The following is an 18,866-nucleotide window of genomic DNA, read 5'->3' as shown; positions in this document are numbered from 1 at the left end:
ATTTTATTTTTCTTCGATTAAAGTTAATAACAGTGTAGACAGTTCATCAGGTGGATATGGCTTTGTAAAGTATTTTTCCACGTTGTATTTTTCCACATCAACCATCGACTTATCTAATGCAGACGAAATAATAATCGGTATGTCTTTTGTCTTTTCATTCGTACGTAAAAACTCGACTAAATCCATTCCGAGTAGATTCTCTCCAAACTTCAAATCCATAACGATTCCTACTAACGGCACTTGCTGAGCATCGTCCATTGCTCGCTCGATATCTTCATGATATAAAATCGAAAATCCTTTGCTTTTTAGCTCCTCCGATAATAACAGTGCCTGGCTAAAATCATCCTCTACAATCATAACCGTTGGATTGGAACTAGACCTATGCCCAGATAAGTCCTCCCTATTTACAATATTGGCTTGTTCAAACAATGGTAATGTAAAGTAAACCGTTGTGCCAACATTCTCCTGAGACTCTATCCAAATTTCCCCATTATGATTTGAAACGATTTCCTTACTTAAAGCGAGACCTAATCCAGTACCCCCTATTTTCCGTCGGGAGCTATTATCGATGCGCTTAAATTTCTGGAACAATGTCGGAATTTCATTTTCTGGTATGCCGATCCCATTATCCTGAATCGATACTTTGAGACAGTTCTCACTTTTCTCCGCCCGAATAATAATATCGCCGCCATTTGGAGAAAACTTAACTGCATTCCCGATTAAATTGATTAATAACTGTACTAGACGCTCTTCATCCGCTTTCACAAATGAACTTTCGGATAAGTCCTCAAATTGAACTTTATATTGCGAATTAAAGTCGAATTTATTCAATACTTCTTGAACTACTTCATTAAACGCTACTTTCTCCATGACATACACTTGTCTTCCTGACTCCATACGCTGAAGATCCAAAAAGTCGTTAATTAAGTTCGTTAAACGTTTTGCTTCTTTATGAATCGTCTCTATATAACGTTTTTGGCGTTCTGGCTGCATTTCTTTCGTCAATAGCAGTTCGGTAAAGCCTAATACACTCGATAGCGGTGTACGTAGTTCATGGCTTACTGTACTCACAAGCTCTGACTTCATCTGATCCACTTCGTATTCACTTGTAATATCACGGTGAACAAACATTGTGCCTACCTTTTCATCACCTTCAAATACGCTTGTCGCATAAACTTCTATAAATGCCGTGATGTCATCGTTTATCGAATAACGCATTGTTCTCGTATTCGTAAATTGTTCAATAATGGCATTCTTTAAGAAAGAAATCAGCTCTTCCGGTTCGCACACCATCCTTTGGAAATGCTTCATCCAAACTTCCTGCGGGACTTTATCCTGAATTCCATAATGCGGATAGCGAATAATTTTAAAGAGCGCTTCGTTTAAAAGCAATACTTCCCCATAAATCGAGACGAATTGAATTCCTTCATTTGTTGTATCGATAATGCTTTGGTTTAGTTTTCTCGCGCGTTCTACTTCCTCATACATAAATATCCGTTCAAAGGCAATCGAGGCTTGATTCATATGACCATTGATATCTGAATAGTCTGTTGCCGTGAACTTTCTTCCCTCGCGTGTTGCCAATAGGATAGCGACAATCTTTTTTTCGGAATTTAGTATACATGAATATAAATCATATGCATAATAGGTTGCGCCCGCTATATGTTGATGAGAGGGATTAACTTCCCGACAAATGACAAATGTTTTTTCTTCTTCCAGCCTGGCAATTTTATCAATATCTAGACTTTTGATTAATCGTTCAGTTGTCTCCTTTGCCAGCCCTTTCGATACATATTCATCGCTCCCTACTAAATACAGGAGGCTCGAATCGAACTCGTAAATACTGCGCAAATAGGCATGCAAATCTTCCAGCAACTTACCTTTGTCCAATGTGAAAGTCAATACGTGATTCAGCTCACTATATTGCTGCAGCTGATTCAATGATTGTTTCAGCTGTTCCTGGTTCCCCTGAAGCTCATCCTGCTGTGCCATTAATTCTTCGTTTTGAGTCGTTAATACTTCTTCCTTATCCTGTATGGATAGCGTCATATTATAAAAGGAAGTAGCTAATAAACCGAGCTCATCCTCTTTCTTCTTAAGTGGGGTTATATCTACATAGACGCCACTAGCAAAGGCATCTGTTGCCGTTGTTAACTTTTCAATCGGCGAGATTAAATTTTGAATAACCTTCCGCAATATAATTCCGATAATGACGACGACAATCATGCCAAATAATATATATAAAACTGTCAAAAGCTGCACTTGCTCTAGTGTTCGATTAAATAAATCCCTTACGATTAAATCCGTTTCAGCAGTGTATGTTTTCGTATATGAAATGAAATCGTTTACCAAATCATTTGTTCCACTACTCGACAATTCACGCAGCGCTTCGTAATTATCTTCCTCGACATAGCCCATTGCTTTTGGCAAAATTTCATTTCGGTAAACAATTATAAAGTCACTTAAATCCTCATATAAAAGTCTTTCTTCATTAGAAAGCGGCAATTTCCCAAACTCCTCTAGATGCAATTCAAACTTATTCATTTCATCGTAAAGAGCATTTAATTCATTGGTCGCTTTAAAAGCATAATATCCTCTTGAGCGAAAGAAAATCCCATTGAAGCTTTCATCCAACTTCCTAACGAGCTGTGCCTTTTCATTGATGTCGTCGCGCTCTTCTATCAATCTTTCATTCGTTAAGCTTGTGTAAACAAAAAATGCCCCCACAAATAATATAAATAAAAATAGCATCGACACAAGCATCCGAACAAACTGATTTCGGACGCTTTTTTTTACTGTGGGAATTAATTTAGGCATTACTTAGCTCCTCTACAAAGGAAATTAATTTTATCGGGCTAAATGGTTTTGATATGAAATATTTAGCGCCCTTTTCCATTGCAATTTGACGGTCCGATTCCTGTGCTTTCGCAGTCAGCATCACAATCGGCGTATTCTCTTTATACTCAGGCGAAAGCTTTTCAATTACTTCTATACCGGTTAAATCCGGCATCATATAATCGAGAAAAACTAAATCATAACTGTTTTGCTGCATCTTATTCAACGCATCCAAACCGTTGTCCGCCTCATCAATGGTAAAATTAAATTCTTCCAGTGTGTCGCAAATAAGCATTCTTAATATTTCTTCATCATCTACTATTAATATTCTATTCACTATTCCGGCCCCCTATTGACGAACTTTTACAAATAACTGATTGGCCAACTGCAAAATCCGGTTCGAAACATCCGCTATATTAAACGGCTTTACTATGAAGTCATCGGCGCCATTAGCGAATGCTTCCAGTACATATTCCTCATCATTACGACCGGTTAACATTGAGACAATCACATCGTTTGAAGAATGATTTTTACGGATTTCCTTTAATACTTCCAAACCATCCATATGCGGCATAATTCCATCTAGCAGAATAATATATTTCGTGTTTTTGTCGTACCAATTGGAGTTTAAAAACTTTACGCCGTCTTCAAATGTTATGATTTCCAGTATATAATCCTCCGGTAACTTAATCTCGGCGAAATGATTTGTAATAAATTTACGAATAATCGAAACATCGTCTATAACGATTAATGTCACCTTTTGGATAATGCTATATGTTTCCTCCTCTGTGAACACAACGGATTGATTACGGCCTGATACTTTTGCTTTATATAGTGCTCGATCTGCCTGTTCTAGCAACATTTTTGGATGTTTATTAGTTTCATCAATTTCTGTTAATCCAAAGGAAGCAGTAATTTCAAATACATTTTCATTGCCTATATAGTGCTGTTCACTGACTAAACTTCTAATCCGCTCTATAACGCCATAAGCAGCTTCTTTTGTAGTATTTGGCATAATGAGGACAAATTCCTCTCCGCCGTAACGACAGAAAATATCTTCATTCCGCTTTGCAGCCATCACGGTCTTAGCAAAACCTCTTAATACTTCATCACCCTTAATATGGCCGTAAGTATCATTCACCTTTTTGAAATAATCAATATCTGCAATTGCGACAGAAAATGTTTTTCGTTCTTTTTCATATTGCTCCGTTAACATACTTAATTGATAGTTCATATATTTGCGGTTAAACACTTGTGTCAACTCATCAGTAACAATGGAAAGTTCAAGTGCTTGTTTAAATGATAAGCGGTTTCTTACATAGGCAGCTAAAATATTTCCATCGAGTGGCTTTTTAATAAAGTCCATTGCACCTAAATCATAAGCCTTTATCCGATTTTCCTTGCTGTCATCCACGCTCATTATCGTAACGAACATATGATTGGAGCTGACTTTATTAATGTTTTCCAAAATAGAAAACCCATTAATATCCGGTAACTTGATATCTAAAAAAATAAGTGCCGGGTTTAGCTCATAGATCAGCTCTAAACCACGCTGACCATTATGTGCAACAATTACTATAAAACCTTTCGTTTCCAAAACGTTCTTAATAAACGAAACAAATACCATATCATCGTCAATCACTAGTATAAAGTTTTTATTAAATTGCTCATTTATATAACTGATTTCATTTACATCTGCATTACTGCGCTGCAGGTTTGTGTCGAAGAAGCTGACAACTTCCTCAATCTGCACGATTAAATCTTTCCACTCTTCTTTAGTCCATGCTTTTTTACTGTTTTCCTCTAGCAAATCGAGCTTCCGGCCGGAAATTTCTGATAAATCCTCCATACCAATTGAGCCCGCAGTACCCTTTAAATTATGTAGGAACGTGTATAAATCATGCTCCTGGATCGCTGGTTGTTGTTCCCATGATTGTATTGTGGCATTAATTCGATCACACATCATGATTTGATATTTGTCTTTAATCATCTACTCATCCCCTAAAATAGATTACCCATTTCTCTAGTATAAAGCGGTATTTTTTAAATACTATATCATTTATCAATATATCTTGTATAATTTGTAAAATTAACGAGACTTTTTTAAAAAATTTGTCGCAAAATGAAATTTTAACCGACTTTTCGAACACTCCCATTTACCATTGTCAACAAATGACGAAATACACGGTCATAAAGACCTACAAATAAAAAAACGGATTCGATAAACTACTCGAAAATCCGTTTTCCCCCTCTATTTACTTTGCGCTTTCATACGACTCTTCATATAATATTCAAATACTTCGATGGAAGATTTTTTAGGGACATATTGAAAACTTTCCTTAAGCTTTTGGTTACTAAGCACTGGTCGATAGCGTAGAAAATCAACTTGTTCCTCACCGTATTGACTCAAATTCAGCCTTTTTAAAATAAACAAACTGCCCTTTATCACATTCGAGGGTATTTTGATTACTTTTTTATTCAATAAAGCCCCAATTTCATCGATTGTGACAGCACCATCGCCAGCTAAATTGAAAATGCCAGTTGTTTCACTATCAATGGCCTGTGCAAAACAAGCTACAACATCCTGATCCCAAATAAAGACAAACGGACTTTTGGATTTCGCCACACCGACCAACATTTTTTGTTCAAATAAATTCGTAATTTGATTGCGTACATTTTCCCCTAATATCGTTCCGATTCTAAAAATCGTCTGTTCAAGCTCAGGGTGCTGTAATCGGTATTGCTCAAGCATTTCTTCTACTAACCGCTTATGGTAGGAGTATGCAAATGCTTCATTACCGCGAATCGGATCGGTTTCCTCAATCCAATCGGCATTATCCGCATAATACCCGTACGATGCACCACTTGATGAAACAATAATACGCTTCACATTTGTCTGCACACATGCCTCTAAAATATTCTTTGTTCCTAAAACATCAACTGAATATTCAAATTCACGATTACTTTTCTTTCCTGGCGTCACAATAGAAGCTAAATGAACGACTACATTGACATCATATTGTTCAAAGTACTTTTGTGCTTCGTTAGATCTTACATCCAAAACGATATAGTGCAAATTGTTGTGTGCTTCAAACGGTGATGTTTCCCTAATATCTGCAGCGATAATCGTATGGCTTGTCGTTTGTAATAAATGGTGGACGAGCTGCTGCCCTAAATAGCCGCCTGCACCTGTTATGAGAACTTTCATGTATGGACCTCCTGATGAACTGTAACGGTATTATCCGGATCACGTCTTGACCAGTAAGTGGCGATGATTAGTCCTGAAATGATGTGCCAAATACCCCAAAATGCTGCGACAAGAGCCATTCCACCAAGTCCTCCAAAAAAGTTGAAAATTAATACTAACCCAAGACCCGAATTTTGAATACCAACTTCAATGGCAATGGCACGCCGATCCCGATCGACTACCTTTAATGCGCGTGATGCAAAGTAACCTATGCATATAGCTAGTGCATTTTGAATAATTACTACCCACACAACTGCTCCTACATTATCAATAAATGCATCGAAATTGTTCGCTACCATAACGATGACAAATAAAACGAAAATAACAATCGATAGCTTCATCATAATTTGATTGAATCGTGCCGCAAATTTTGGCATGACCTTTCGAATATACATCCCAGCAATAAGAGGCAATCCCAGCATAAAGAAAATGGTCGTAAACATATCCACTACATTAATACTGAACGATGTCATAATTTCCTTTGTCGGTCCGTACATCGATGCCCAAAACATTGTATTCAGCGGTGTCATTACGATTGCAATTACCGTCGAAATAGCTGACATGCTTATTGAAAGGGGGGTATTACCCTTTGCGTAATGTGTTAAGAAATTCGATAAATTCCCCCCAGGACAAGATGCGACTAAAAACAGACCTAGCGCAATGCTCGGAATAGGCTGGATGATACTGACGAGCACAAATGTAATCGCCGGTAATAGGAAAAATTGACAAGCAAGGCCGATTAAAGCAGGCTTCGGTGTTTTTAACGATCTCTTAAAATCCGAAACTTGTAAATCAAGCGCTACGCCAAACATAATAAAACCAATCACGATATTCATAATTAATAACGCAGTTTCATTAAAGTTGATTTGAATAGAATCGATTCCCATACATTATTTTCCTTTCGGTTCGGCATGCATATCTTTGAAATAACGAAGTCCCGGTGCCCACATATGCTTAACAGGGTCAACTTCAGTGTGAATAACTGTACATTTCCCTACTGATATCGATGTGCGTAATGCGTTCTCAAGCTGTTCAATACTGTCTACAAATTCACCATGTGCCCCCATCGCTTCTGCTACTTTATCAAAACGAATTTCACCTAAATCCGCATTAATGCTTTCATGTGGATCGAGCGTTTTCTTCCACATCGTTTTTAACGGTCTTAATGCGAAGTGCTGGTTCATCTTTACCATGCCCCATTGTTTATCACATAGTACGATGAAAACGACATGTAGATTATTGCGGATAGCCGTTTCGATTTCCTGTGGATGGAAGCCCATTGCACCGTCACCGATAATACATAGAACCGGCTGATCCGGCTTTGCCACTGCTGCCCCTAACGCCTGACCCAGCCCTGCACCGAGCATACCGAACTTAAATGTGGATAGTAACGGCATTTCATCATTTACTTCATAATAGAAATTCGTCCAAATCGCTGTATTGCCACCATCTATAACGAGTGGTGTATCCTTCGGGAATATTTTATTAGCTAAATGCGGAATTTGTGCTGGATTTAATGGGCTATTTTTATCCGCAATATGTTCATTTAATTTTTTACGATGTTGTTTTTTACTTTCCAAATGCTTTTCAATTAATTGTTGGCGGTTTGTATCGACCGGCTGATCAAAGTCATTAAGATTAAGCGCTACTAAAAGGTCCTGTAAAAACGCTTTAATATCTGCCTGAATTAAAAGTTCTGCAGGCTTATTTGCTCCTAAAATAGACGGCTCTAAATCTACTTGGATAACCGTTTGATTGGCGTTCCAATATGGTGCTTTCCCCCACCAATCCGTTTCGCCTAAGCGGGAACCTAATACGAGAACAACATCCGCATCGTTTCTTACATTATTATTCGCTTCAATATGCACCATTGGCATCATTAGCGGATTTTCCTCACTCATCGCTCCGCGCCCCGCCCAGCTTGTCGTGACCATCGCCTGTAGTTTTTCTGCTACTTCTGTTAGCTCACTTTTTGCTCCTGCATGAATCACCCCACTACCAGCATGAATAATTGGGAATGTAGCAGACTTTAAAAGCTGAGCTGTACGTTCGATTTGATAATTCGAAGCTTTCGGCAGCTCCAGCATACGATACTCGGACGGCTCCCAAAAATGAATGTCACAATTCACTTTTGTGTTCATTATATTTTCAGGAATATCCAGATGGACGACACCTGGGCGCCCTTCATAGCATTTACGCAAAGCCATCCGTAGCATTTCAGGAATACGGTCAAAAGAAGGCACCGCTTCACTCCATTTTGCAAACTGTTTAATCGTAGCCGTTTGGTCGAAGCATTGATATGTTCCGCCACGGTCCGGGTACATGATGCCTGTACGTCTTGCGCTCGTAATACAAAGAACACGATTTCCTTCTGCTTCTTCTACAACGAGACCTGGTAAAATATTCGCTACCCCTGGACCATTACTTGCCATACAAACACCTAGACGATTTGTCACTCGTGCATAGGCACCCGCCATATGAGCAGCACTCGTTTCATGACGCGGGGAAATTAGTTCGATACCGTGCTTCTGTAAATTTGAATAAAACCCAAAATACGTACCATCTATAATTCCGAATACGTTGTCTACCCCTTCTTTTGCCAACATTTTCGCTACAACTTCTCCACCCGTCATCAATACCATCATTCATTTCCCCCTTTATTTTGTAAACGCTTTCTTAATGCTTTAAAAATAGACTCCACGTCCTCTTTTGTTGGAACTTGTCGGTTTGTTACGATTCCGTTTCCAGTAAGAGCTTGGTTCGCTAAATATTCAATGACTTCATCGGTTAGTAATGGTGCTAAAAAGTGTGCACTTTCCCAAACTTGTTGCTCTGTATTCAACTGATCCAAATAACTACTTAACGCCATTTGATCAGAAATGCCGATAATTTTTACAATATCCTTATAGCGTTCAGATGCACTTTCCATTGAAAAATCAACGACAAACGGATGCATCAGTGCGACACATTGACCATGCGGCATATGGAATTTTGCACCTAATGCCCGACCTGTTGCATGTGCTAGATTAGTAGATGCATTGGAAAAGGCAATCCCTGCATAAAAGCTTCCGATGAGCAGCTCCTGCCGAACATCAATATTAGATGGCTCTTTGAATACTTTTTCTATATTTTTCAATCGTCGAATAGCTTCTAATGCATACAAATCGCTCATGTCATTTGCCTTTGTCGAAACATAAGCTTCTATTGCATGTGTCAGTGCATCCAACCCCGTAAAGCTCGTAATGTGCTGCGGCAAATTCACCGTAAACGATGCATCTAAGATGACCACATCTGGTATTAAGCTTGGATGTGCAGGATTTAGCTTTGTTTGAAGTGTCTCATCAGTAATCACCGTTATTTTCGTTGCCTCCGAACCAGTACCTGCTGTTGTGGGAACTGCAATTATCGGGAGTCGGTCTAAAAAAGCTTTATTTGGAATATCAGTTAACGCTAAGGTCGGATTGATCGCACATACAGCTACCGCTTTTGCTAAATCAATGACACTCCCACCACCAATAGCAATGACACAATCACTTTGCCCACTGTTTAATTCTTTAATGGCCCGCTTTAGTTCAGATATGGTAGGTTCACCTTTAGTGATTTCAAAAAAACTCCCTTGACTCCATTGTTGCTTCAACGTATCAAGCTGTTCAGAAAGCGCACTCGCACTATAGATAAAAAAAGGGGCTACCCAATTTTTTTGTTCCGCAATGTGTTGCAGTTGCTTAAATGAGCCAATACCACTTACGACATGCTTAGGTAAAAATAATTCATTATTCATTAGCCAACCCCCTGTACCGCTCGTTTCGTTTTCAGTTTTAACATATATAATTCCGGATGAAATAAGCTGCTGTAGTATTCAATTATTTCACCCTGTGCTCCTAAAAGGATTCTTTCTACACAGAGAACATTAATATTAGGCGGAAGGTTTAATAGTTTCGCATCTTCTAGACTTATAGGGTGGCATCTTACAGTTTGTTCCGCTTCAATAATAGCGATATTAAGATCTTTCTCAAGAACATCATAAATTGTGGCCGTGTTTAAATCGTAATCAGAAATTTGTTGACCTAAATGCGGATTATAATAATGCCGTTCGATCGCAATGGGCTGGTCATCAGCAGTTCGTAATCGCGCAATTGAAAATAATGTAGAATGCTTCAGCAAATCTTTCAGTTCCGGAAAATTGTCGATCATTTTTGCATGAAGTAGCTTAGCACCGGGCTTCATCCCCATATTCCGCACTGTATCTGTAAAGCTGTTCAAAGTATTTAACCAGTCATGCACCGTTTTGTTTTTTGTAATATACGTGCCCTTCCCATGTATTTTTTTCAGGACCCCTTCATTTACAAGATGACTTACTGCTTCTCTTACTGTCGAACGACTTATCGTAAAACGCTCCATTAATTCTCGTTCGCTCGGTATTTTTTCAACATGCTTTCCATCAAAAATTTCAGTTTTCAACAAATCTTTCAGCTGAATATGTAATGGAATATGGCTCTCAAAGTTCATCCATTGTCCACCTCCATTGGTCCGAACATCATAACGTCCGTACCAGTTAACTTTGTTAAAACTGATTATATGGTTGAAACTGGATAATTACAATATATTTTTCTGAATATTCTGAAATGCAATGTTAGAATAATATTGTAAACTATTATTTTGAAATTTTATCCAAATAAAAAACCTCATTCTTATTATCCTGATAGATAATAGATGAGGTTTTTTTGTTTTATTGCTATATATTTTTTTCTTAAATTATTTTACGCAGTTACATCACGTTTCATAAAGTAAATGAATGTAATCGCCAAAAAGACAATGGCATATACGATATTCACGATTAATGAGAATGTAAATGTTAGCCCTTCAATTAGTGGCATGCTACCAGGTGCATAAAATGATAAATCATTTGCAAACCAAACATATTTGGCAAAGTCATATTGTGCAATAAACATCGTAGCTGTTGAGCCCATTAACAGGATGAATAATGATAAACTTACTGCCAGTGTACTTGACCCGAATATTGTCCCAATCATAAATGCAAATAATATTGTCATAAGGATTGAGCCAACTGAGTATAAAATCATTTCCATAAACGGCGTATTAACTGTTTCCTCAATTACTTGACCGTTCATAACCGATAAAGTTACGGTTGGATCCGTATTAAATAATACAATACCTAGTATATAGGAGAAAATTAAGCCACTTGCCAATAATGTTGCTCCGTAAAGAATCGATGTAACCAGTTTAGATAATAAGATTTTCCAGCGTGATACTGGGCGCGTTAATAGCATTTTAATTGTCCCTGTACCAAATTCAGAGGACACAATACCAGCGGCAATTACCACGGTAAAAATACCGATAATCATAATTGTTATGGAAATCGACAATTCCATATGCTCTGAAAAACTCATTGCATCAAACGAAGGTAAATCCTGTGCGATACGATATTCAGTCATCGCGATTTCATCGTTGTAATATTGTACATCTTCTTCTGCTAAACCTTCTTCGTTTAACATGTCATTATAATGGGATATCCATTTCTCATTCGCTTCAATACGGTCTTCTTTCGTAGCCGAATCAACGCTGTAATATTTGTTCATACCTGTAACAAATGCAAGCAATGCGAGTAAAATCCCTAGCATGATCCAAGCATTTTTTTGTGACCACATTTTGATCCATTCATTTTTAACGTATTGCATCGATTGCACCTCCACCTGTCATCTCGATAAATTGATCCTCAAGATTTTTTTGAATTGGTTGAATTGTGTATAGATCAATTCCGGATTCAACTAACTTGCGGACGAATGCAGGGACTTCTTCTTTTGTTAAATTAACAACGTAGCCACCGTTTACTTTATCCACTGGTTCTTCAAATAATCCAAGAAGCTGCTCTGGCTGGCCCACTTCAATGTAATATTGCGCAGCAACCTGTTGCTCAAGCTCTCGAATGTCGATCAGTTCCCCGTTTTGAATGATGGCGATACGGTCTACCATTAGTTCAATCTCCGATAAAAGGTGACTCGATACAACAATTGCGACATTATCTTCTGTAGCTATTTTCCGTAAATACATACGGAACTCTCGAATACCTGCCGGGTCCAAGCCATTTGTAGGCTCATCCAATATTAAAAACTTCGGACGATGCAACATTGCCTGTGCCAACCCTAGTCGCTGACGCATCCCTAATGAATACGTCTTTACTTTCTCATGGATCCGATTTTGCAATCCTACTTGCGCCACCACTTCATCGATACGCTCTTTCGTTACACCTTTATGCATACGCGCAAAGTGCTGCAAGTTTTTGTAGCCGGACATAAATTTATACATTTCCGGATTTTCAACGATTACCCCTATTTTACTAATGGCCTTTTCATAGTCTTTCGATAGTGTATGACCATCAATAATTACCTCACCTTCTGATGGGTACATTAAGCCTGTCATCATTCGAATCGTTGTCGTTTTACCTGCCCCGTTTGGACCTAAAAATCCTGTTATTTGCCCCGGATGAAAATCCAGGTTCAAGTTTTTAATAATATGCTTCCCTTTGATCTTTTTGTTCAAATTCTTAATTTCAACAATGGGTTTCGTCAATTGCCCACACCTGCTTTCCTTAACTATGTAAGTATTTATAAAAAAGATAACAGTTACTATACTTGTTAAATACCAAAAAAGTTTCATTTTTCCATAATAAAAACCTCATCACATAAATGATGAGGTCCATTTTTCTTTATTTATCCTCGCCTACCCAATCTTCTGCCATTAAACCATAAACTGCGTGATCGACATAATGATCGTATAGCCATTCCGCCTGACGAATCGTTCCTTCGTGCATAAAACTTAAACGCTCAGCAATGTGGCGGCTCTTCTTATTATCGACTGCAGCATGAATTTCTACCTTCTGAAGCTTATATTCGTGGAAGGCAATATCTATAATCCCTTTTACAGCGCGTGTCATAATGCCTTCACCTTGAAATTTTTCATCTAGAAAATAGCCAATCTCGCATTTTTTCAGCGACCAGTTAATCGTATTTATTGAAACTTTCCCGACAAATTGTCCTTTATAAAAAATCGCTGTGTCCAGACCTTCACGCTTTGCAAACTTTTCCAAATTCATTGCCGCAAAGGCACGCGTATCTTCCACAGTTTTTGTATTGTCTACCCAACCAAGCCACCCACGCAAATAACTGCGGGAACGGTCAATGAATGCAAAAATTTCCTCTGCATCATTTTGCGTAATTAACTTTAATTGTATTTCATTATCCACTTCATAATAAAACATACGATCTCTCCTATCTAATCTCCCAATAAAAACAAAACTATCTTTTTTATTTCCTTATCATATAAGAGCAGGGTTATATTATGCAATTAAATAACGCAATATTTTATACATTTGTGTAAGTCCGATTATTTAGAGCTGCTCACAATCATTATTAATCCAAAAATTCACAATATTTCATAACTTAATTTTGATAAAATAGAGTAAGAGGTGTTCCATATGGATAAACAACAACAATCATGGGGTAAGCTTTTAAAATACTACAGACAGAAAAAGAAACTAAAACAAGATGAAGTAGCAACAGGGTTATGTACACCTTCCTACTTAAGCCGCATTGAGAATGGCATTGTCATTGCAGAATATGCCTTGTATGAACAGTTATTTGCAAAATTAAACATAGATTTTTCTAGCCTTCAGCACGATATTTCCGAGCATACAGCCTTTATGGAAGCTGTGTACGAAAAGCTTTTATCGAATGGTGCTATTGCAGAAAGTGATAGAGAGCTATTAACGACGCTCATGCAAAATGAATATTCCGTTGAACTTCAATCACCGCCAAGCTTATTTACAGTCGATATTTGTATTCCATAAAAGAAGATATGGATGCAAGAAAGCTTTTGAATGAAATCAAACCTGTTGTCAGTTGGAAAAAAGATCGTATTACTGAGTTATTTGTATCCATTACAGCGTTTGGACATTTATCCTTTATGGAATTTGACCTTTTAGCTAAAAAAGAACAGCAGGAGCAGCATGCGCAATATTTATCCAACGCACATCCTTTTGAGCTTGCCAATTATCATTATCATATCGCCTTTGCGAACCACCGCAGCTACCAATTTCAAAAGGCTCTGCAACATATCGAGCTTGCAGCACACTATTTCACGCATCAGTTTAAACCATTATTTCAATTAAAGCTGTACTCGATGAAGGGCGTTATTTTTAATGATCTCCACCGTTACCGCGAAGCATTACAGGAATATGAGGCGGGTATTGAGCTACTGGAAAATGTCGAATCGATTCAAACACCGATGCAGTGGAGCTCGCTTCATAATAACATTGCCTACTGTTACGAATGCCAACAAGATTACCAAAAAGCCAGTAAGCATTATGAGACCGCTAATCAATATGATGAAGATCTGCATTCAGTTATTAACTGGATGCGCACCTGTTTTCAAAATAAAGATTTCACGCAATTAGAAAAGCTCTTCCACCGTTATGAGGAACAGCGGTTTTCAATCCAGCACCACATTCATCAGCGAAAGCTTTTACAATATGCAGTTCAGCAGGAGCAGACCATTCACGGCCTAAAAGATCTGGAAGAACAGGCTTTTTTGCATTTCAATGAAGAGCAGTACTATGCGTTAATACTTTTTTATGCCCCTTTATGGGGACAGTTTTACGAACAGCTCCATGCCTATAAGCATGCCAGCCAATGCTATAAACAAGCTTTATTTGCAAGTGAAAAAGTACGACAACGAATGAGTCGCTAAGAGGGTGAATATATGGCGTTACGAAAAGAGTATTTTTATTTATGGTTTGGATTTGGTGTATCCAAATTGGGGAGCTGGATTTACTTAATCGCACTTAATCTAACCGTATGGCATTTAACAGAGTCACCTGCAGCAGTTGCAGGTATTTATATCATTGGTCCAATTGCCCGGATTATTTGCAGCTTTTTTGCCGGCTCCATTGTAGACCGTTCCAATAAAAGGACGATTCTCATATTCAGTGATTTATCCCGCGCAGGTATTGTTTGTTTGATGCCACTGCTTACGGATATTTGGCTAATATACTGCTTCATATTCCTCGCCAATATTGCAGTATGTTTCTCCAATCCGAGCACTACCTATATGATTACAAAGCTTGTACAGCCAAATGATCGTTTACGCTTCAACTCTATTAACGCTATGCTTGGCTCCGGAAGCTTTATGGTCGGGCCTGCGTTAAGTGGCGCAATCATCGCCTTTAGCAGTACTTCTACTGCGATGTGGATAAATGCATGCATGCTTCTGTTTAGTGCATGGATGATGTACTTACTGCCAAATGTTCAAGGTGAAATGACGAAACTATCAAAGACGATTACCCCTGCCGTAATTCGGGATGACTTTTATGTCGTCTGGAAATTTATTCGTGAGAAAAAAGCAATTTTATACTTTTTTGTTTTATATTCAACTGCTCTCATGATCTGTTATTCACTTGATTCACAGGAAATGTCATTTTTAAAGGATTTTCATGAGGTGTCTGATACCGCATACGGCATCATAGTCGGACTGACTGGAATTGGTGCCATCGTTGGTGGATTTATGGCTGCTAAATATGTCAAAAAATTATCGCTCATTTCATATATTGGAGCAGGCTTTTCTTTAACATTAGTATGTTATTTTGTGTTTTATTTTTCATCGAATCTGATATTGGCCATTGCTTCGTTCATTTTACTTGGATTATTTATGGCATTTAGTAATGCGGGCTATGCAACATTTTATCAGCAAACGATTCCTACTGAAATTATGGGTCGGTTTGGCAGTACGTTAGGTTTAATCGAAAGTGTGATGCAAATCGTGTTGACACTGGTTATTGGTGTTTTAGCTGAAATCTATTCCATCCAGCTGATAACAAGTTTATTTGCTTTTATTGGTGTCTTAATGGCCTGTCTTGTGTACGTTTATTTACTAAGAAATTCAATGTTATTCTTACAGGAGGAGTTAAAATGATTACTTATGAAGCAGTTTGTTTTTGCTGTAAACAGCCTTTTTTATTGGTGGAAGGCACAACAAAATACCAAAAGTATAAACGGAATATGCGTGGCAAGTTTTCCTGTGATAGTTGCGACGATAAAATCCATATGGAGGCACGGAAAAATTTACTGGGGAAACTGCGGTAGATATTCGCCAGTTTTATCGGGTTATTCGCCACTTTTATGCAGATATTCGTCACTTTTCCTCTCTTAATCGTCACTCTTCATTTGACATTCGCCACTTTGACCCCGTTATTCGTCAATCATCAAAAAAAGGCGCCTCGCACATGCGGAGCGCCTTCCTTATATTTATTTTTTCCGAATTGCATATAAAACAAATAGCAAAATAAACCATAATGGCGTCAGCATAAGAGAAGTTCTTGTAGCCTCTGAAATCGCCATAATAATTAATAGAAAGAAGAAAAAGGCTAAAACCAAATAGTTCACAAACGGCGTTAATGGTGCTTTAAATATCGATTTCGCATGCAAATCCGGGTGGCGCTTTTTGTAAATGATATGCGAGATTAAAATAATGCTCCACACCCAAATAAAGCAAATCGCGCTGATTGTCGTTACAATGCTAAAGGCATCATCCGGCATCAGATAGCTAAGCAGCGCACCGATTGATACGACGATTGCAGAAAATAATAATCCGTTTTGCGGAACGGCATTTTTATTTAATTTACCGAAAGATTTCGGAGCCTGTTCCCCTTTACTTAAACTAAACAGCATACGGCTTGTTGAGAACATCCCACTATTTCCTGCAGAGGCAGCTGATGTTAATACGACAAAATTAATAAGTCCTGCCGCAATCGGAATACCGACTAAAGCAAATACTTGAACGAACGGTGAGCTTGTAGCACTTAACGTATCCCAAGGGTTAATCGTTAAAATAACAAATAGCGCACCTACGTAAAACAGTAATATACGGATCGGTATTTTATTAATGGCCGATGGTATATTTTTTTGCGGATTTTCCGTTTCAGCAGCTGCTACCCCTACTAATTCCACTCCAACAAATGCAAAGACAACCATTTGGAAAGCCATAAGGAAGCCAAATGCTCCGTTCGGGAATAAACCGCCATGCTCCCAAAGATTAGATACGGCAACTTTTCCAGCATCTGTTTCAAATCCAATGATGAGTAATACAATCCCGATTGCAATAAGTGCAATGATCGTAATAATTTTTATAAGAGCAAACCAAAATTCCAGTTCACCGAATAATTTTACAGTCAATAAATTTAAGATTAGTAAGACTACTAAACAGGCAATGGCCGGCACCCATTGAGGGATATCAAACCAGTATTGTGTATACATTCCGACCGCTATAATATCTGCCATAGCCGTCATAATCCAGCAGAACCAATATGTCCAGCCAGTAACGTACCCTGCCCAATCTCCTAAATATTCTGTAGCGAACTCTGTAAATGAAGCATAGCCCCCTTTTGATAATAGGAGCTCTCCAAGTGCCCGCATGACGAAAAATAAAGCTATCCCTACGATTAAATACCCGATGATTATTGATGGTCCTGCAAGTGAGATCGCTTTTCCTGATCCTAAAAATAGACCTGTACCGATTGTTCCGCCAATCGCAATTATTTGTACATGCCGATTTTTAAGATCGCGCTTTAGTTCATGTTGTTCCAAAACGAATTCCTCCAAAGGATAAGTATTTTGTCTGCCACAAGGACAGCGCAAAATAATAGGTAAATGTTCGCGGTTCATCCAATCATGTTTTCTGAAAATTAAAAAAGGAACTGATAATTCACCAGTTCCTGTAGATAAGAATAATAACGTCCCTTATTATTCCTGTCTTCTGTCCTTTTGCCTGAGATAATGAACCCTTCGGCGACGCGGTACACGCGCTCTCTCCAGAAACTGCTCCCGTCAGTAGTGCTATCCACGACGATCTTCGCTTGATATGTATGTAATTAATCCCTATTTGTTGTCAGCAACCCCCAACTCCAAACAGGTCGCTCACGATACTATTATTGTACAATAATTAATACTAACAACTATTTTGTGTTGTTACAATGGTTACAAAATAAAATTAAATCGAAACAAGCAATTTATCAATGTTTCCACTATTTTGTAAACGTGTTACAGAATTTTTATCCTTAAAAAAGTATCACACTGAAAATAATATATCTTATTTTCAGATTATTATTGAAACTAAAAAGACTCTCACCTAAACCGGCTAAGTGAGATAAAAAAACACAGGATTCTTTAAGCGTTTTAGGAGGAAGGAACTTATTCCCATTTTATACGTATTAAAATAAAGGACGAAACGCTTTTTAATGGAGGGACAACATTGAAACATTTAATTTTATTGATCGTATCTTGTTTGATTTTATCCGGATGTGCGGGATTAGCAGATTATACAATTTCATTGGAGAATGGTTATCGAATTGATAGACTTTCAGCTCATCAAATTCAAATATACGGAGAAGAACCGGTTAATGATGGAAAGGAAAATACAATAAACTATTTGTATGTACCAGCTGAAGTGACTGCTGTATGGTGGAATGAACAGTATATTATCGCAAAACAATTGCACTTAAAGTCAAACGGACGAGGTGTAGAAGAACCACCAAAAAAATTTAGTGATGCTGAGTATTCTTATTGGATAATTGAAATGAATAAAAACGAAGTAAAGGGTCCCCTAACGTTAAAAGAGTTAGAAAGTGATTCAGAACAATTAGGTATTAACGTCGTCTTTACACCAGTCGAAAAGCTAAAAAGGGAACCATAATTGATTAATGAACAACCATTAG

General features: G+C 37.9%; 17 protein-coding genes and 1 riboswitch. Of the genes, 5 read left to right on the top strand and 12 right to left on the bottom strand.

The genetic code is table 11. The features are described 5' to 3' along the window. Positions 1-3: 3 nt before the first annotated feature. The 11 genes from NYE67_RS08490 to NYE67_RS08440 form a co-directional block, all read right to left on the bottom strand. Positions 4-2,817 (bottom strand): ATP-binding protein, encoded by a 2,814-nt coding sequence (locus NYE67_RS08490; protein ID WP_340729730.1) that lies wholly within the window; start codon positions 2,815-2,817, stop codon positions 4-6. Next, positions 2,810-3,172, bottom strand: coding sequence for a response regulator transcription factor (locus NYE67_RS08485; RefSeq protein ID WP_340729729.1), 363 nt, complete (start codon positions 3,170-3,172; stop codon positions 2,810-2,812). Before NYE67_RS08485 ends, NYE67_RS08490 begins: the two co-directional genes overlap by 8 nt. A 12-nt stretch (positions 3,173-3,184) precedes the next feature. Then, complete coding sequence (locus NYE67_RS08480) at positions 3,185-4,825, bottom strand: diguanylate cyclase (protein ID WP_340727780.1); 1,641 nt, start codon at positions 4,823-4,825, stop codon at positions 3,185-3,187. A gap of 261 nt (positions 4,826-5,086) precedes the next feature. Next, complete coding sequence (locus NYE67_RS08475) at positions 5,087-6,043, bottom strand: NAD-dependent epimerase/dehydratase family protein (protein ID WP_340727779.1); 957 nt, start codon at positions 6,041-6,043, stop codon at positions 5,087-5,089. Beyond that, positions 6,040-6,969 (bottom strand): bile acid:sodium symporter family protein, encoded by a 930-nt coding sequence (locus tag NYE67_RS08470; RefSeq protein ID WP_340729728.1) that lies wholly within the window; start codon positions 6,967-6,969, stop codon positions 6,040-6,042. The genes NYE67_RS08475 and NYE67_RS08470 overlap by 4 nt, the downstream gene beginning before the upstream one ends. A 3-nt stretch (positions 6,970-6,972) precedes the next feature. Beyond that, positions 6,973-8,727 carry a thiamine pyrophosphate-binding protein gene (locus NYE67_RS08465; RefSeq protein ID WP_340729727.1) on the bottom strand — a complete coding sequence of 585 codons (1,755 nt, stop codon included), beginning with the start codon at positions 8,725-8,727 and terminating at the stop codon, positions 6,973-6,975. Then, positions 8,724-9,863 (bottom strand): iron-containing alcohol dehydrogenase family protein, encoded by a 1,140-nt coding sequence (locus NYE67_RS08460; RefSeq protein ID WP_340729726.1) that lies wholly within the window; start codon positions 9,861-9,863, stop codon positions 8,724-8,726. The genes NYE67_RS08465 and NYE67_RS08460 overlap by 4 nt, the downstream gene beginning before the upstream one ends. Further along, positions 9,863-10,591: a GntR family transcriptional regulator gene (locus tag NYE67_RS08455; RefSeq protein WP_191699142.1), complete on the bottom strand. Its 729-nt coding sequence runs from the start codon at positions 10,589-10,591 to the stop codon at positions 9,863-9,865. The genes NYE67_RS08460 and NYE67_RS08455 overlap by 1 nt, the downstream gene beginning before the upstream one ends. Before the next feature lie 251 nt (positions 10,592-10,842). After that, positions 10,843-11,781, bottom strand: coding sequence for an ABC transporter permease (locus NYE67_RS08450; RefSeq protein ID WP_340727775.1), 939 nt, complete (start codon positions 11,779-11,781; stop codon positions 10,843-10,845). After that, positions 11,768-12,673, bottom strand: coding sequence for an ABC transporter ATP-binding protein (locus NYE67_RS08445; RefSeq protein WP_191699144.1), 906 nt, complete (start codon positions 12,671-12,673; stop codon positions 11,768-11,770). Before NYE67_RS08445 ends, NYE67_RS08450 begins: the two co-directional genes overlap by 14 nt. 136 nt (positions 12,674-12,809) lie before the next feature. After that, a complete protein-coding gene (locus tag NYE67_RS08440; RefSeq protein WP_340727773.1) occupies positions 12,810-13,361 on the bottom strand; it encodes a GNAT family N-acetyltransferase in 552 nt (183 codons plus the stop codon). 216 nt (positions 13,362-13,577) lie between these two features. Here NYE67_RS08440 and NYE67_RS08435 point away from each other — a divergent pair, with 216 nt between their 5' ends. Genes NYE67_RS08435 through NYE67_RS08420 form a run of 4 tightly spaced genes read left to right on the top strand, consistent with a single transcriptional unit; the run spans position 13,578 to position 16,239 of the window. Then, a complete protein-coding gene (locus NYE67_RS08435) occupies positions 13,578-13,949 on the top strand; it encodes a helix-turn-helix domain-containing protein (RefSeq protein WP_340729725.1) in 372 nt (123 codons plus the stop codon). Positions 13,950-13,975: 26 nt separating this feature from the next. After that, positions 13,976-14,848 carry a hypothetical protein gene (locus NYE67_RS08430; RefSeq protein ID WP_340729724.1) on the top strand — a complete coding sequence of 291 codons (873 nt, stop codon included), beginning with the start codon at positions 13,976-13,978 and terminating at the stop codon, positions 14,846-14,848. 12 nt (positions 14,849-14,860) lie between these two features. Continuing rightward, the gene (locus tag NYE67_RS08425) at positions 14,861-16,069 is read left to right on the top strand and encodes an MFS transporter (RefSeq protein WP_191699147.1); all 1,209 of its coding nucleotides are present in this window, start codon (positions 14,861-14,863) and stop codon (positions 16,067-16,069) included. Then, positions 16,066-16,239 (top strand): hypothetical protein, encoded by a 174-nt coding sequence (locus NYE67_RS08420; RefSeq protein WP_191699148.1) that lies wholly within the window; start codon positions 16,066-16,068, stop codon positions 16,237-16,239. Before NYE67_RS08425 ends, NYE67_RS08420 begins: the two co-directional genes overlap by 4 nt. 162 nt (positions 16,240-16,401) lie before the next feature. Here the strand turns inward: NYE67_RS08420 and NYE67_RS08415 are convergent, their stop codons facing one another. Then, the gene (locus NYE67_RS08415) at positions 16,402-17,739 is read right to left on the bottom strand and encodes an amino acid permease (RefSeq protein ID WP_340729723.1); all 1,338 of its coding nucleotides are present in this window, start codon (positions 17,737-17,739) and stop codon (positions 16,402-16,404) included. A gap of 159 nt (positions 17,740-17,898) precedes the next feature. Continuing rightward, a riboswitch (glycine riboswitch) is annotated at positions 17,899-17,977 on the bottom strand. 426 nt (positions 17,978-18,403) lie between these two features. Between NYE67_RS08415 and NYE67_RS08410 the strand changes: the two genes are divergently transcribed. Beyond that, positions 18,404-18,844: a DUF3997 domain-containing protein gene (locus tag NYE67_RS08410; protein ID WP_340729722.1), complete on the top strand. Its 441-nt coding sequence runs from the start codon at positions 18,404-18,406 to the stop codon at positions 18,842-18,844. Positions 18,845-18,866 lie beyond the last annotated feature (22 nt).

Origin of the sequence: Solibacillus sp. FSL W8-0474 (assembly GCF_038004065.1) — a bacterium.
In the GTDB taxonomy this organism is placed as follows: Bacteria; Bacillota; Bacilli; order Bacillales_A; family Planococcaceae; genus Solibacillus; species Solibacillus faecavium.
The sequence above is the reverse complement of the archived record's forward strand: the minus strand, read 5'-3'. Positions and strand labels throughout refer to the sequence as shown.

What these genes read in the sequence shown, in the direction of transcription:
- NYE67_RS08490 (WP_340729730.1), bottom strand. Translation starts at nt 2,817, where the DNA reads ATGCCTAAATTAATTCCCACAGTAAAAAAAAGCGTCCGAAATCAGTTT.
- NYE67_RS08480 (WP_340727780.1), bottom strand. Translation starts at nt 4,825, where the DNA reads ATGATTAAAGACAAATATCAAATCATGATGTGTGATCGAATTAATGCC.
- NYE67_RS08475 (WP_340727779.1), bottom strand. Translation starts at nt 6,043, where the DNA reads ATGAAAGTTCTCATAACAGGTGCAGGCGGCTATTTAGGGCAGCAGCTC.
- NYE67_RS08470 (WP_340729728.1), bottom strand. Translation starts at nt 6,969, where the DNA reads ATGGGAATCGATTCTATTCAAATCAACTTTAATGAAACTGCGTTATTA.
- NYE67_RS08465 (WP_340729727.1), bottom strand. Translation starts at nt 8,727, where the DNA reads ATGATGGTATTGATGACGGGTGGAGAAGTTGTAGCGAAAATGTTGGCA.
- NYE67_RS08460 (WP_340729726.1), bottom strand. Translation starts at nt 9,863, where the DNA reads ATGAATAATGAATTATTTTTACCTAAGCATGTCGTAAGTGGTATTGGC.
- NYE67_RS08455 (WP_191699142.1), bottom strand. Translation starts at nt 10,591, where the DNA reads ATGAACTTTGAGAGCCATATTCCATTACATATTCAGCTGAAAGATTTG.
- NYE67_RS08450 (WP_340727775.1), bottom strand. Translation starts at nt 11,781, where the DNA reads ATGCAATACGTTAAAAATGAATGGATCAAAATGTGGTCACAAAAAAAT.
- NYE67_RS08440 (WP_340727773.1), bottom strand. Translation starts at nt 13,361, where the DNA reads ATGTTTTATTATGAAGTGGATAATGAAATACAATTAAAGTTAATTACG.
- NYE67_RS08435 (WP_340729725.1), top strand. Translation starts at nt 13,578, where the DNA reads ATGGATAAACAACAACAATCATGGGGTAAGCTTTTAAAATACTACAGA.
- NYE67_RS08425 (WP_191699147.1), top strand. Translation starts at nt 14,861, where the DNA reads ATGGCGTTACGAAAAGAGTATTTTTATTTATGGTTTGGATTTGGTGTA.
- NYE67_RS08420 (WP_191699148.1), top strand. Translation starts at nt 16,066, where the DNA reads ATGATTACTTATGAAGCAGTTTGTTTTTGCTGTAAACAGCCTTTTTTA.